General features: G+C 55.7%; 16 protein-coding genes. 5 read left to right on the top strand and 11 right to left on the bottom strand.

Annotated features, from left to right (window positions below; translation table 11 throughout):
- Positions 1-182: 182 nt before the first annotated feature.
- The 3 genes from ACMWL8_RS03150 to ACMWL8_RS03140 form a co-directional block, all read right to left on the bottom strand.
- Complete coding sequence (locus ACMWL8_RS03150) at positions 183-1,106, bottom strand: LysR substrate-binding domain-containing protein (protein WP_045260481.1); 924 nt, start codon at positions 1,104-1,106, stop codon at positions 183-185.
- A 182-nt stretch (positions 1,107-1,288) separates the two neighbouring features.
- A complete protein-coding gene (locus ACMWL8_RS03145) occupies positions 1,289-2,173 on the bottom strand; it encodes an SDR family oxidoreductase (protein ID WP_045260482.1) in 885 nt (294 codons plus the stop codon).
- Positions 2,174-2,237: 64 nt separating this feature from the next.
- Complete coding sequence (locus ACMWL8_RS03140; RefSeq protein WP_008502282.1) at positions 2,238-2,627, bottom strand: YdeI family stress tolerance OB fold protein; 390 nt, start codon at positions 2,625-2,627, stop codon at positions 2,238-2,240.
- Positions 2,628-2,766: 139 nt separating this feature from the next.
- On the opposite strand from ACMWL8_RS03140, the gene ACMWL8_RS03135 reads away from it, so the two are divergent.
- The 4 genes from ACMWL8_RS03135 to ACMWL8_RS03120 are packed head-to-tail and all read left to right on the top strand — an operon-like array spanning position 2,767 to position 5,260.
- The gene (locus ACMWL8_RS03135) at positions 2,767-3,270 is read left to right on the top strand and encodes a hypothetical protein (RefSeq protein WP_045260483.1); all 504 of its coding nucleotides are present in this window, start codon (positions 2,767-2,769) and stop codon (positions 3,268-3,270) included.
- 9 nt (positions 3,271-3,279) lie between these two features.
- Positions 3,280-3,726, top strand: coding sequence for a DUF421 domain-containing protein (locus ACMWL8_RS03130; RefSeq protein WP_028013100.1), 447 nt, complete (start codon positions 3,280-3,282; stop codon positions 3,724-3,726).
- 11 nt (positions 3,727-3,737) lie between these two features.
- On the top strand, positions 3,738-4,256 hold the full coding sequence (locus tag ACMWL8_RS03125; RefSeq protein ID WP_045260484.1) for a 2-oxo-tetronate isomerase: 519 nt from the start codon (positions 3,738-3,740) through the stop codon (positions 4,254-4,256).
- Between the two features lie 17 nt (positions 4,257-4,273).
- Positions 4,274-5,260: an SDR family oxidoreductase gene (locus tag ACMWL8_RS03120; protein WP_045260485.1), complete on the top strand. Its 987-nt coding sequence runs from the start codon at positions 4,274-4,276 to the stop codon at positions 5,258-5,260.
- On the opposite strand, the gene ACMWL8_RS03115 is transcribed toward ACMWL8_RS03120, so the two are convergent.
- From ACMWL8_RS03115 to ACMWL8_RS03080, 8 genes are all read right to left on the bottom strand, one after another.
- Complete coding sequence (locus tag ACMWL8_RS03115; RefSeq protein ID WP_045260486.1) at positions 5,261-6,886, bottom strand: alpha-amylase family protein; 1,626 nt, start codon at positions 6,884-6,886, stop codon at positions 5,261-5,263. It lies immediately after the preceding gene.
- A gap of 8 nt (positions 6,887-6,894) precedes the next feature.
- On the bottom strand, positions 6,895-7,905 hold the full coding sequence (gene cydB / locus ACMWL8_RS03110) for a cytochrome d ubiquinol oxidase subunit II (protein ID WP_028013104.1): 1,011 nt from the start codon (positions 7,903-7,905) through the stop codon (positions 6,895-6,897).
- Positions 7,905-9,308: a cytochrome ubiquinol oxidase subunit I gene (locus tag ACMWL8_RS03105; protein ID WP_028013105.1), complete on the bottom strand. Its 1,404-nt coding sequence runs from the start codon at positions 9,306-9,308 to the stop codon at positions 7,905-7,907. Before ACMWL8_RS03105 ends, cydB begins: the two co-directional genes overlap by 1 nt.
- A gap of 67 nt (positions 9,309-9,375) precedes the next feature.
- The gene (locus ACMWL8_RS03100) at positions 9,376-10,248 is read right to left on the bottom strand and encodes a manganese catalase family protein (RefSeq protein WP_028013106.1); all 873 of its coding nucleotides are present in this window, start codon (positions 10,246-10,248) and stop codon (positions 9,376-9,378) included.
- A 17-nt stretch (positions 10,249-10,265) separates the two neighbouring features.
- Positions 10,266-10,772 (bottom strand): ferritin-like domain-containing protein, encoded by a 507-nt coding sequence (locus ACMWL8_RS03095; protein WP_028013107.1) that lies wholly within the window; start codon positions 10,770-10,772, stop codon positions 10,266-10,268.
- Between the two features lie 25 nt (positions 10,773-10,797).
- Entirely contained in the window at positions 10,798-11,001 is a 204-nt protein-coding gene (locus ACMWL8_RS03090; RefSeq protein WP_052682989.1) for a hypothetical protein, read from the bottom strand.
- Positions 11,002-11,024: 23 nt separating this feature from the next.
- Complete coding sequence (locus ACMWL8_RS03085; RefSeq protein ID WP_008502272.1) at positions 11,025-11,519, bottom strand: ferritin-like domain-containing protein; 495 nt, start codon at positions 11,517-11,519, stop codon at positions 11,025-11,027.
- Positions 11,520-11,613: 94 nt separating this feature from the next.
- On the bottom strand, positions 11,614-11,799 hold the full coding sequence (locus ACMWL8_RS03080) for a general stress protein (protein WP_004150795.1): 186 nt from the start codon (positions 11,797-11,799) through the stop codon (positions 11,614-11,616).
- 506 nt (positions 11,800-12,305) lie between these two features.
- Here ACMWL8_RS03080 and ACMWL8_RS03075 point away from each other — a divergent pair.
- Positions 12,306-13,649, top strand: a complete 1,344-nt coding sequence (locus ACMWL8_RS03075; protein ID WP_028013108.1) for a VOC family protein — start codon at positions 12,306-12,308, stop codon at positions 13,647-13,649.

Raw genomic sequence — 13,649 nt, 5'->3', positions numbered from 1 at the left:
ACCGGTCATGTCGTTACAGAGTAGCAGGGAACATAAAGTGAACGGAATGACCACCACAGCCGTATGTTCCCCTCACCCTAACCCTCTCCCCAAAGGGGCGAGGGGATTGTTCAGTGCTAGCATTAATTTGTGGGGAACCCTCAGCCCACGGGGAGAGGGAACTGGGTGAGGGGTGAAGGAAATCAGACAGGCATTGATTTACGGATAGCGCTCAGCAGCGTTTGTGCGCCCGTGGAAAGGGGAGTATCTACCCGGGTCAAAATACCGATGGGTTCACCCGCACCGGGGGAGGCGATCGGCAGGGCGGTCAGCGTTCCCTGACGCAAATCATCTTTTACCGCACCGGAGGGGACGAACCAGACGTAGTCATATTCCAGGGTAAGCTGGCGCGAAAGAGAAGCCGAAAGCGTTTCGATGCACCCTGAGGGTAGCGTACACCCCTGCATCTGCAGCAAGGTTTCGGCGGCCTGGCGCGGGACGGTCCCTTTCGGGCAAACCACCACTGGCCACTCCATCACCCGGCTTAACGTCACCGTGTCCTGCAGCAGGGGATGATCGGGTCGAACCACCAGCTTCAGGGATTCCAGGAACAGCAGTTCATAATTGAGACCGCCCATCAGCTCGGGGTCGGACATTCGACCGATACCGAGATCAAGCTCACCCGATTTCAGCCCCGCGAGCAGCATGGTGTTATTCATGGTGGCAACCTGAATAGTGGTATTGCGCTGCTGCTTGTGGAACTGACCAATAACGGGCGGCAGGATCCCCAGCGCCGCGGTTGGCAGGGCGCCGACGCGCACCACCTCGCTGGTCTGCTCTTCTTTTCGGTGCAGGGACTGGCCTGCGGTGTTGAGCGCATCCAGCACCTTCACGGCGTGCGTCAGGAACTGTTCGCCCACCAGAGTCAGCTGTGCCCCCAGCCGACCGCGGTCAAATAGACGGGCGCCGGTCAGCTGTTCCAGCTCGTTAAGGGTTTTCGAGAGCGCGGGCTGGCTCAGGTTAAGAGTTTCAGCCGCGCGCCCCAGCGTTCCCTGTTGAGCGACGGCCACAAATGTATGCAAATGGCGCAAGCGTATGCGCTGACTGAACAGACCATTTTTTTCCATAGGCGATGTTAAAAACAGAGCGATGCGGGTGACAAGTTAAGTTGTTTAATTTTGATAACTTGATAGCAAAATATTTTTAACATTTGATCTGTTTGAGTTACAACATGTTTTTCAGGCGAGGTGGGTGATGAACGTCCTTGTTCATTTATTGCTCACTGCGGAGGGATAAGCTGCAAAGCGGTTTAGATCACGCCGTCGCCGCCGTCAGAGCACCATACCTGACCGGAGGTAAAGGAACACTCATCCGAGGCCAGCGTGACGTACAGCGGGGCAATCTCGACGGGCTGTCCCGGACGACCCAGCGGGGTATCACCCCCGAACTCCTTCACTTTCTCCATCGGCTGGCCGCCGCTGGACTGGAGTACCGTCCAGTACGGGCCGGGGGCGACCGCGTTGACGCGAATGCCTTTCGGACCCAGCTGTTTGGCTAAGGATTTAGTAAACACCGCCAGACAGGCCTTCGTCTGGGCATAGTCCAGCAGTACGGGGCTGGGCTTCACCGCCTGAACGGAGGAGGTGTTAATGATCGCGGACGACGCTTTCAGGTGGCGCAAGGCGGCCTTGGTGATCCAGAAAGGGGCGTAAACGTTGGTTTTAAACGTCGCGTCAAAATCTTCGGTGGTCAGCTCTTCAAGGGATTCCCGGAACTGCTGACGGCCTGCGTTGTTGACCAGAATATCCAGCCCGCCCAGCTTCGAAACGGCTTCTTCGACCAGATTCTGGCAAAAGGTCTCGTCACGGACGTCTCCTGGCAGCGCGATGGCCTTGCGGCCTTCCGCTTTGATCAGGTCGATGACCTCGGCGGCATCTTTCTCTTCTTCAGGCAGATAGTTGATGGCGACGTCTGCCCCTTCACGGGCGTAGGCGATAGCCACTGCGCGACCAATCCCGGAGTCACCACCGGTGATCAGCGCTTTTTTGCCGGCAAGGCGGCCATGCCCTTTATAGCTTGTTTCACCGTGATCGGGTACAGGCTGCATTTCAGACGCCAGTCCCGGCGGCGTTTGCGGCTGTTCCGGGAACGGGGGGGTCGGGTAAGCGTTCGTACGTTGTGTAGTATCACTCATAGCTGACTCCTTAAGCCAAGGGGTGAGATTTGATGGATAGTTGCAGCGTTAACGCTTTGCTGAATTATTTCTGCAAACGATCAACACGTACGACGGCAGGCGATGATTTTTTATCAAGCGAACCGTTGATACTGATCATCTGATCGGGTTTTACCGTTCTGCCGTCGAAAACTGCCTGGGGAATAATAACGTCGATTTTTCCGGTTTTATCCTGGAATACAAACTTATCGCCGCTACCGTCAATAAGATTACCGCGCAATGAAATTGTCGCGCCATCGTGCAATTGTTTTGCCTGATCGATGGTCATAATACGCGCGTCGTCGGTTCCACGATATCCGCTGTCCAGCGCGTGGGGCGGTGGCGGTGCTTCACCTTTTTGTAACCCACCGTTATTATCTGCCCATGCAGCTGGAACCAGAAATATCAAAAAAGCGGAAATAAGTGATAATTTCATCTGATATCCTTCATTTTTGAGTGTCTTGACATATTAAGTATTGTTGCTATTCCTTTATGTGGCAAATGTGATAAGTCTTAAAAACATTCTCTTTGGAAATCAAAACTATCTTGAAATAAGCGAAACGGTGACAACGACTATGAAGCATGAAAATGAAAAGTTACCCGGGATAGATGAGAGTTATCGCTTGTTGAGGTTTGAATATTCATTTCGCCAGGTGGGTTTTGTAGTCCTCCTGGCTATTATCATCGCAGCGGTTGCTGGTCTGTTTTCCAGCGGGATGGTGAGCGATACGGCCAAAACCAATTCCGCTAACTCATTGAGCATAAACTATGAACGCTTCGGCCGGCGGGAGACGGAGTCAAGAATGCAGGTCTCCTTCCCGGTGAAGACGGAGGGCAGCTATACCCTCAGCCTGACCACCGACAGCAGCGACGTATACGAGCCCGGCAGCGTCTGGCCGCAGCCAGACAAAATGTATAGCCACGGCAAAACCCTCTATTTGGTCTATGACGACCTGCAAAAATCAGACAACTTCTCTGTTTTATACTTTACGACACCTTCCAGAGCCGGTAAATGGAACACCGTCATCCGCGTCAACAACGAGCCGGAGATTGACCTCTGGCAATTTATTTATCCCTAGGAGGCTGATATGGATATGGTCTTTCGCGCGCTGGCGATTTATCTGTTTCTCGTGGTTGTATTTAAAGTGGCAGGGCGACGGGCGCTGCTGCAGATGACCAGCTTTGATCTCATCCTCCTCTTAATTATTAGTGAGGCGACGCAGCAGGCGCTTTTGGGGCAGGATTTCTCCGTTACCGGCGCAATGATTACCATTACCACGCTGGTGGTCGTTGACATTATATTTGGTCTGATGAAGAAATATTTTTCCCCGGTGGAGAATATTCTTGATGGGACCCCTGTGATTCTGGTTGAGAATGGCGTTCCATTAGCGGATAAGCTAAAAAAAGTCGACGTATCTTGTGATGACATTCTGGTGTCAGCGCGTCAAAATAATGGCATTACAGAACTTAGCGAAATTAAATATGCCATACTTGAGCGCAATGGACATATTTCAATCATTCCTGTTGAAAAATAAGAGGCGGCAAGATGAGCAATCTTTTACACGACAGTCATTATACCGTGAGTGAACTCACCAAAAAGCTGGCGAGTAAATTAACCGATGCCGGGCTGCGCTTAACCACCGCGGAATCCTGCACGGGAGGAAAGCTCTCGGTGGCGCTGTGTGCAGAGGAAAACACGGCCGATTTTTATGACGTCGGGCTGGTTGTGTTCAGCGATGAAGCCAAATCGCGGATCCTCGGCGTGCGTCCGGAGACGCTGGCGCGCTATACCGCCGTCAGTGAACAGACGGTGACCGAGATGGCCGCCAGCATCCGCGACATTGCCCAGGCGGATATCAGCATCGCCATCAGCGGCTACGCGGGCCCGGAAGGGGGCGATGACGGCACGGCGGCGGGAACGGTCTGCTTTGCCTGGAATATCTGCGGTGAGACGAAAACCCGCACCGTCCTTTTCTCCGGCGACTGCCAGGATGTGGTGGAAAAAGCGGTGCAATTTTCGCTCGCTGAACTGGTGACAACATTGTCGGACGGCAATAACGTCTAAATTCACGCGGAGGTTCTATGGCGGTCATAGTGATTACCGGCGGGACGGCGGGCGTGGGAAAAGCCACGGCGCTGAAATTTGCAAAGGCAGGTTACGATGTGGGGCTTATCGCCCGCGATGAAGCCAGCCTGCACTCCACCCAGGAAGAGCTGCGCCGCTTCGGCGTCAATGCCCACGCGGTGCAGGCGGACGTCGCCGACAGCCAGGCGGTGGTAGATGCGGCTAACGAGATCGAGTATCGCCTCGGGGCGATTGATGTCTGGGTCAACAATGCGATGGGGGCCGTGCTGGCGCCGTTTCGTACCCTGACGCCGGATGAGTTTCGTCGCGTGACAGATGTTACCTATCTCGGATTTGTTAACGGCACCCGCGCCGCGCTGGAGCTAATGGTGCCCCGCGACAGGGGGGTGATTATTCAGGTGGGGTCCGCGCTGGCCTACCGTTCCATCCCTTTGCAGTCGGCCTACTGCGGGGCCAAAGCGGCGATCCGCGGGTTCACCGATGCGGTGCGCACGGAGCTGATGCACGAGAACAGCCGGGTTCAGCTTTCCATGGTGCAGATGCCGGGGCTCAATACGCCGCAGTTCGAATGGGCAAAGAATAAGTTCGCCTGGGCGATGCGACCGGTGCCGCCGGTCTTTGAGCCTGAAGTGGCCGCCAGCGCCATCTTTAAGGTTGCGCAGAAACCGGTGCGCGAGCTGTGGGTGGGCAGCAGCACTATCCAGTCCATCGTCGGGCAATTCTTCTTTCCGGGCTACCTTGACCGTCTGATGGTAAAAAAAGCCTGGGAAGGCCAGATGACCGACGATCTGAACGCAGCGGATCGGCGGGACTATCTCGACCAGCCGATTGACGACCTGCACAAAATCCATGGTCGTTTTACCGACGAAGCGAAGAACCGCGCTACGTCCGTCACCTCCGGTATGCCGGGCAAGGTTGCGCTGGGGGCCCTCGCGGTGGCGGGGATTATGCTGACGCGTCTGATAACCCGCCGGAAACGCTAATCAGCGCAGCGCGCTGCGGTGCGTCCAGAACCAGCGGTAGCCGTAGGCGCCAATACTGAGTTCGACGGTTTTGCCGCAAACCAGCGCGTCGTCGTAGCGTTTGTCCGCGAGGCAGGCGGTCCAGGTGGCGTTGCGGATCCCTCTGGCGGTGAACTGCACCGGCTGGTCGCTGAAGTTAACGAAGGTCAGAATGCTGCGCTCGTCGGTCTCGTAATAGATCCCCAGCACCGCGTCATGATTGAGGGTGATGAGGCGAAAGGGCGCCACGGCAATTTCAGGGAACTCCGAGCGGGTATTGGCAATATCAATAATCCGGTGGAGGAGCGAGTTGCGGTGGAGCAGCGAATCGGCGACGTTGATTTTCTGATAGCGGTAGGGTCCGTGGTCGATTATCGGCGCAATAAATTTTTTAGGATCGGCCGCCGAAAACCCGCCGCCCTGTGAACCTGCCCACTGCATTGGGGTGCGGACGGCGTAGCGCTCCTCCAGTTCAAGGTCATCACCCATGCCGATCTCATCCCCGTAGCGCATCACCGGGACGCCCGGCAGTGAAAAGAGCACCGCGTGGCAGAACGCCAGCCGCTTTGGATCGCCATTCAGCATCGGGGCCAGACGTCGGCGGATCCCACGCTGATAGACGTTCATCTCCTCGTCAGGGGCGAAGGTGTCGAGCACGAACTGTTTATCTTTCTGGCTAATCCCTTCCAGATCCAGCTCGTCATGGTTGCGCAGCCAGTTGGCAAAACAGCATGAATCTGGCGGGACGATCATCTTCTTCACCGCGTTGCGCAGCGGGCGGGCGCTTTTTCTGGCCAGGCTGACGTAGAAATACTTGTTGAGCCAGAAGTTGAGCACCAGATGCAGGCGGTCGTTATTGCCGAAATAGTCTTTATAAACCTCAACGTCTACGTCCACTTCGCCGAGCAGGATCGCGTCCGGATTACGCTGTTCGATAAGACGGCGCATGTGCTCCAGGATCCACAGGCCCTTTTTCTCGTCACCGCTGCCCGCCTGCTTCGTGAGGTGTGATGCGGCATCCAGCCGAAATCCCGATACCCCCAGCTTGAGCCAGAAGAGGATAATATTCTCAATCTCCTTAAGCACGGCGGGCGAGGTCAGGTTCAGGTCCGGCTCGTGGCGGTAGAACATGTGTCGGTAATACTGTCCCGCCTCGTCGTCCCAGCTCCAGACGCTCTTTTCCACGCCGGGAAACATGGGTGGCGTATCGTCGTCGTCGTTATCCGACCAGATATAGTAATCGCGATAGGGCGAGGCGGGGCTGCGGCGGGCCTGCTGGAACCAGGGATGGGCGTCCGAGGTGTGCTGGATCAGCAGCTCAATAATAACCTGCATGCCCAGCTCCCGGGCCTGTTCGATAAAGGCGATGATATCGGCCAGTTTTCCGAAGCGGGGATCCACCTGCAGATGGTCGCTGACGTCGTAGCCCTCATCGAGAAAGGGCGTGAGGTAAAACGGGGTGATCCAGATAACCGTCGCCCCCATGCGGCGAATATAGCGCAGCTTGGCCGCGATCCCGGCGATGTCCCCGCAGCCATCGCCGTTCATATCGTAAAAAAGCGCGGTGTCAATCTGGTAGATAATGGCCCGTGTATGCCAGTCCGTCATAGCGTTCCTCAGTGATAGCCTTCAGTATCCGAAACTTTGCCCCGGAAGACGTAGTAGCTCCAGGCGGTGTACACCAGAATCACCGGAATTATCAGCAGGGTCCCGACCAGCATAAACAGCTGGCTGGCGGGGGGCGCCGCGGCTTCCCACAGGGTGATGCGCGGCGGAATAATGTTTGGCCACAGGCTGATACCCAGGCCGCTAAATCCGAGGAAGATCAGCCCCAGCGTCAGCAGGAAGGGGCGCGAGTGGCTGGCCGGGTTGCGGGTCAGCCGCCAGATCAGCACGCTAAACAGGCCTACCAGCAGGGGAACCGGCAGGAACCAGAAGAAGTTGGGCAGGGTAAACCAACGGTCGGCCACGTACTGCCAGCCGAGCGGCGTCCAGACGCTGACAACCGCGATCACCACCATCAGGGCCAGCAGCACGTGGCGGGTTAGCTCGCGCATACGGCGTTGCAGGGCACCTTCACTTTTCATGATAAGCCAGGTGGTGCCCAGCAGCGTGTAGGCGACCACCAGACCGATACCGCAGAAAAGGTTAAAGGGCGTCAGCCAGTCAAGCGGCGAGCCCACAAAGCGTCTGCCCTCAACCTCAAAGCCGTTGATCACCGCCCCCACGACGATCCCCTGGCTGAAGGTGGCGAGCAGAGAGCCACCGGCGAAGGAGTAGTCCCAGAACTTGCGGTGCGAAGGCGTCGCTTTAAAACGAAACTCAAAGGCGACGCCGCGAAAGATGAGGCCGATCAGCATCGCGGTAAGGGGGATAGTGAGCGCATCAATGATCACCGCGTAAGCCAGCGGGAACGCGCCGAACAGCCCCGCGCCGCCGAGCACCAGCCAGGTCTCGTTGCCGTCCCATACGGGCGCTACGCTGTTGACCATCACATCGCGCTCTTTCGCATCGCCCACGAAGTTAAACAGCAGGCCGATGCCCAAATCAAAGCCATCCATAATGATGTACATCAGCGTGGCAAAGACGATGATGGCAAACCAGATAACAGAGATATCGACGCCCATCAGTTTCTCTCCTGTTCCGGAACAGACTCCGCGGCAGACAGTGGACGGGCGGGGGTGCCCGACGTGTTTGACGTCAGCGTATCGACGGGCTGCGGGCCTTTCTTAATCAGCCGGATGAGGTACACATAGCCCACGCCAAACACCGACGAGTAGACAACGAAGAACGCCAGCAGGCTGATGCTCATCTGCAGGGTGCTGTGCAGGGAGACCGCGTCAATCGTGCGCAGATAACCGTAAACCACCCACGGCTGGCGGCCCACTTCGGTGGTCACCCAGCCGGCGAGCAGCGCCACCAGACCCGCGGGCCCCATGCAAAGGGCAAACCACTGGAACGGACGCGAGTGGTAGAGCCGGTGGCGATAGCGTAGCCAGAGGCTGACCAGACCGAGGGTAATCATCAGCAGGCCCATTCCGACCATGATGCGAAACGACCAGAAGACGATGGTCGAGTTTGGGCGATCCTCTTTCGGGAAGTCCTTCAGCGCCGGAACCTGCTTATCGAGGCTGTGCGTCAGGATAAGGCTGCCGAGCGCGGGAATTTCAAGACCGTATTTGGTGCGCTCCTCGTCCATATCGGGCAGGCCAAACAGCAGCAGCGGCGTGGCCTCGCCGGGCGGATTTTCCCAGTGCCCCTCTATGGCGGCAATTTTGGCTGGCTGATGCTCAAGCGTGTTCAGGCCGTGCATATCGCCCACGACGGCCTGAATGGGGGCAACCAGCAGCGCCATCCACATCGCCATGGAGAACATGGTGCGTATGGCAGGGGTATCGTTACCGCGCAGCAGGTGCCATGCGCCCGACGCGCCGACAAACAGCGCGCTGCTCAGAAAGGCGGCGATGGCCATATGAATCAAGCGGTAAGGGAAGGAGGGGTTAAAGATAATCGCCAGCCAGTCCTGCGGAATGACCTGCCCGTTCTCGATAGTAAAACCCTGCGGGGTGTGCATCCAGCTGTTTGAGGCGAGGATCCAGAAGGTCGACATCAGCGTGCCGAGCGCCACCATGCAGGTTGAAAAGAAGTGCAGCCCAGGGCCGACCTTGTTCCAGCCGAACATCATTACGCCAAGAAAGCCGGCTTCCAGGAAGAAGGCGGTTAACACCTCGTAGGTCAGCAGGGGACCGGTAATACTGCCTGCGAACTGGGAGAACCCGCTCCAGTTGGTGCCGAACTGATACGCCATGACCAGCCCGGAAACGACACCCATCCCGAAGTTAACGGCAAATATCTTGAGCCAGAAGTGGTACAGCGAGCGCCAGACGTCGTTTTTGGTGCGCAGCCACATGCCTTCAAGCACGACCAGATAGCTGGCAAGACCGATGGTGATCGCCGGGAAAAGAATGTGAAACGAGACGGTAAAAGCGAACTGAATTCTGGCGAGATGGAATGCATCAAGTTCGAACATGGTCCGTACCTCTGAAGCGATGGGGCACGAGAATTGCCGGGCAGGTCAGGATGCCCGGCAATACCGATTACGGTTTACTCTTTCCGGCACCCAGCTCGGCGCCGGTCAGGGGGTCGGAATGGGGATCGGACTTGGTGCGGGCAGACATCGCCTTAACCAGGGTTGCCTGTTCAGCTGTGAGCGTCACGCTGGCGCTACCGTCTCCGCCATCAACCGCAGGCTGGGGGGACTCAACGTAATCAAAGTGCTTATCGCTGTTCCAGCTTCCGCGAACCTCTCCACCTTCAGACATATTGTAGTACTTGTTGGTGAATTCCTCGATTGGCGGCAGTTTTCCCGGCGGGAAATTATTACGAATGGACTGCAGCGCCTTCTCAAAGGAGAGCTGATGCGCCGCCTCACGCGTCATCAGAAACGCCAGCGCGTCCTTCACTCCGGGATCGTCAGTGACGTTAATCAGCCGTTCATAGATGATTTTCGCCCTGGCCTCTGCCGCCACGTTCGAGCGCAGATCCGCCGTCGGCTCGCCGATGGTATCGACGTAGGCTGCCGTCCAGGGCACGCCCGCCGAGTTAGTGAGCGGGGTACCGCCGCCGTAGAGCAGGGAGGTGATGTGGCTGTCGTTACCGTTTTCGGTCATGGACCGATACAGTTCAGCCTCATTTTCCACCCCTTCCGCCAGCGCGCCTTTGGCACCTTTGTTCAGCATACCAACCAGCGTACCGATGATTTCGAGGTGGCTTAGCTCCTCGGTGGCGATATCCATCAGCATATCCTTGCGGCCCGGATCGTCATCGCTCAGGCCCTGAGTGAAGTAACGGCAGGCGGCAGCCAGTTCGCCCTGCGGCCCGCCAAACTGTTCCAGTAAAAGGTTAGCAAGACCGGGGTTGGGTTCGGCGACGCGAACCGTATATTGCAGCTGTTTGACGTGTCGAAACATAGGCACTCTCCTGTGGATTATTTTTTCGCTTCGACACCGTCTGCGTCTGAACGCAGCAGGAACTGTTCCGTCGTTTGCGGGATATGGCGAATCAGCCAGTCGGCCATTTCGCGCTCTTCTGCGAGGATCGTCTCAATGGCAGGAACAGAGGCGGTATCGCCCGCTTTTTTCGCTGCAGCGAGCAGGGAGGTGTAGCAGGCGATTTCAAACTGTTCGAAGACATAGCCGCTGATCGAGCCCTTAACGATCTCATCGGACGGGAACATACCGCCGATGGATTGACCCAGGGCCGCCATTTTGCTCATTGAGTCTTTTAAGACCGAACGAGAAATATCATTACGGTCGAGGATTTCCTCCAGCAATGTAATTTGCCGTTTTGTCTCATTAATATGTTGCTCAATTCTGGCGCGAACATCAGGATAATTATCAATACGGCTGGCCATGGACTCCAGCATAGATTCGGCTTGCTTTTCCATTGCATGGGCATCGCGTAGCCAGTCATGATAGTGTTCTACGTGATTCATCATTGTATCCTCATTAGGGGTTCGCTTATTTGGTCTCACTTACAGCAGCCTGATCGGCACGTGCGGCACTGTAGCCAGATAAGTGGCCGACAATATTGGCGTAAATGCTGATGATAATGACCCATAGTACGCTATTCTTCCACCATATTACGGAAGGGATAGCGAGAATGAACCATATTATTGCTGCCGCTAAATGGCACCGTTTAATTGTCCTGGGACTGATGCTCATTTTATTTAACCTGTCTTATCGCGTCATTTCTGCGCTTTTTGGTTAATATTGCCAACGGCCAGGTCGGTGAGTTTAAGGTCGGTCTCTTTCTCTTCTTCCAGCGTTTCGGCAAGAAGTTTAACGGCTTTTTTGTAGCCCAGTTGTTCTGCGAGGGTCGCAAGGGTACCGTAGCTGGCTATTTCGTAATGCTCCACTTTTTGCGCAGCGGCAATTAACGCGGCATCACGCACTTCATTTTTTTCCGTACTTTCGATAACTTCGTTGGCTTCTTCAATTAAGCCTTCCATTGCCACGCACTTCATGCGCTTGAGCTTAATACCGTCTTCCTGTTCGACGATCTGGTCAATACGTTCAATCTGACCCTGCGTCTCCTCCAGGTGCGCGGTGAAGGCGGCGCTCAGCTTCTCGCTGGAGGCGGCGCGAGCGAGTTTGCTTAACGCTCGGGTAAGTTGTTTTTCAGCGCTGTAGGTATCGGACAGAAGATGAATAAATACATCCTCAACACTTTTCATATTCATAATAATTACGCTCCGGTAAAATAAGGAAAGGGTACTGCGAGCTTTTCAGCCCGCAGCATGCTCTCAGGTTTTATTAAAAGAGTACTAAATAAGATCAGGAGTTATCAGATTTACGGCCTCCGCCGTGACTGTTCTGTCCCCCTTTCTTACCCGCTTCAGATGCGCGTTGCGGATCGTTTTTGAAATTACCACCGCTGTGCTGGCCGCCTTTACGTCCAGCTTCTGATGCTTTTTCACGGTCTTCAGCGAAATTACCGGAACCACCACGATGCTCTGCCATATTAAACCTCATAGTCATATATTGGTTATGTCAGTACGATACGAAAATATTCCGTATCACTCGTCGTTCGAGTAATAACTCTAGTCGCTGTGAGGCATACGTCAAATTCGTTTCGCCATTAGCGGTTGCGTTATATTTAATTATTGCTGCGTTTGCGCTTCGCTTGGTTTGGAAATATGGAAGTGTGGGAAGGACTTGTAAACAAATGATCGGATTAGTCCTAGGTTTCATTTAAAAAGCGGAAGGTTGAGGCCAATAATAATGGCTTAGCAAAAACGAATAATTCGCAAGCGGTGATTAGGAGAAAATTACCCCTTAAGGGCTAGAAAAAATAGCCGCTACGAATCATAAGGAAAATCCTGGAAAAAGATGACGAGGTGGCTGACAGGGGTCGGTAGCACACGGTTTAACCACTGGCGTCTTAAGATCACAAATCAGAAATTCTTCCCCCCGGAAGGAACGGCCTTCTCTACACTCCAGGTAATATTCACTGGAGGCATGACATCATGGCGAACACCATCACGGCTGATGATATTCGGGAACATTTTTCGCAGGCTATGTCGGCGATGTACCAGCAGGAAGTTCCGCAGTACGGCACCTTGCTTGAGCTGGTCGCGGACGTAAACCTGGCGGTTCTGGAAAATAATCCACTATTACATGAACAACTGGCGAACGCCGACGAGCTGGCACGCCTGAACGTGGAGCGTCACGGGGCGATCCGCGTCGGTACGGCACAAGAGCTTTCCACCCTGCGTCGTATGTTTGCCATCATGGGCATGTTCCCGGTCAGCTATTACGATCTTTCTCAGGCGGGGGTACCGGTCCACTCAACGGCGTTTCGTCCGGTTGACGATGCGGCGCTGTGCCGCAATCCGTTTCGTATCTTTACCTCACTGCTGCGCCTTGAGCTGATTGAAAACGTGGCGTTACGCGAGCGGGCGGCAGAAATTCTCTCTCAGCGGAACATCTTTACGCCGCGCTGTCTGGAACTTATTGACCTCCATGAGTCGGAAGGGCACTTTACCGAAGCGCAGGCGCACGAGTTTGTGCAGGAAGCGTTAGAAACCTTCCGCTGGCACCGTCATGCAACGGTCGACCAGGAGACCTACCTGGCGTTGAGTAACGAGCACCGCCTGATAGCTGACGTGGTCTGCTTCCCGGGGTGCCATATCAACCACCTCACGCCGCGCACGCTGGACATTGACCGGGTGCAGGAGCTGATGCCGAAGTACGGGATTGAGCCCAAAATTCTGATCGAAGGGCCGCCGCGTCGTGAAGTGCCGATCCTGCTGCGTCAGACCAGCTTTAAAGCCCTCGAAGAGCCGGTGCTTTTCGCCGGGGAACATAAAGGCACCCACACCGCGCGCTTCGGTGAAATTGAACAGCGCGGCGTGGCACTGACCCCGAAAGGCCGTGAACTGTACGATAGCCTGCTGGCCCAGGCCGGAACCGGAAAAGATAACCTCACGCACCAGCTGCATTTGCGGGAGATTTTCAGCGCCTTCCCGGACAGCGAAATGTTCCTGCGCCGTCAGGAGCTGGCGTATTTTCGCTATCGCCTGACCCCAGCGGGAGAGGCCCATCGTCACGCGTTTCGTCCGGGGGATGACCCGCAGCCGCTGATCGAGCGCGGGTGGGTGGTGGCCCAGCCGATAATTTACGAAGATTTCCTTCCGGTCAGCGCGGCGGGGATTTTCCAGTCCAATCTCGGGAATGAAACCCAGGCGCGCAGCCACGGGAATGCCAGCCGCAATGCGTTTGAAGCCGCGCTCGGCTGCCCGGTGTATGACGAATTTACGCTCTACGAGGAGGCGGAAACGCGCAGCAAACAGCGTTGCGGTTTGCTCTGA

Origin of the sequence: Enterobacter sp. 04-C-12-SI-ECC (genome assembly GCF_047530715.1) — a bacterium.
In the GTDB taxonomy this organism is placed as follows: domain Bacteria; phylum Pseudomonadota; class Gammaproteobacteria; order Enterobacterales; family Enterobacteriaceae; genus Enterobacter; species Enterobacter bugandensis.
The sequence above is the reverse complement of the archived record's forward strand: the minus strand, read 5'-3'. Positions and strand labels throughout refer to the sequence as shown.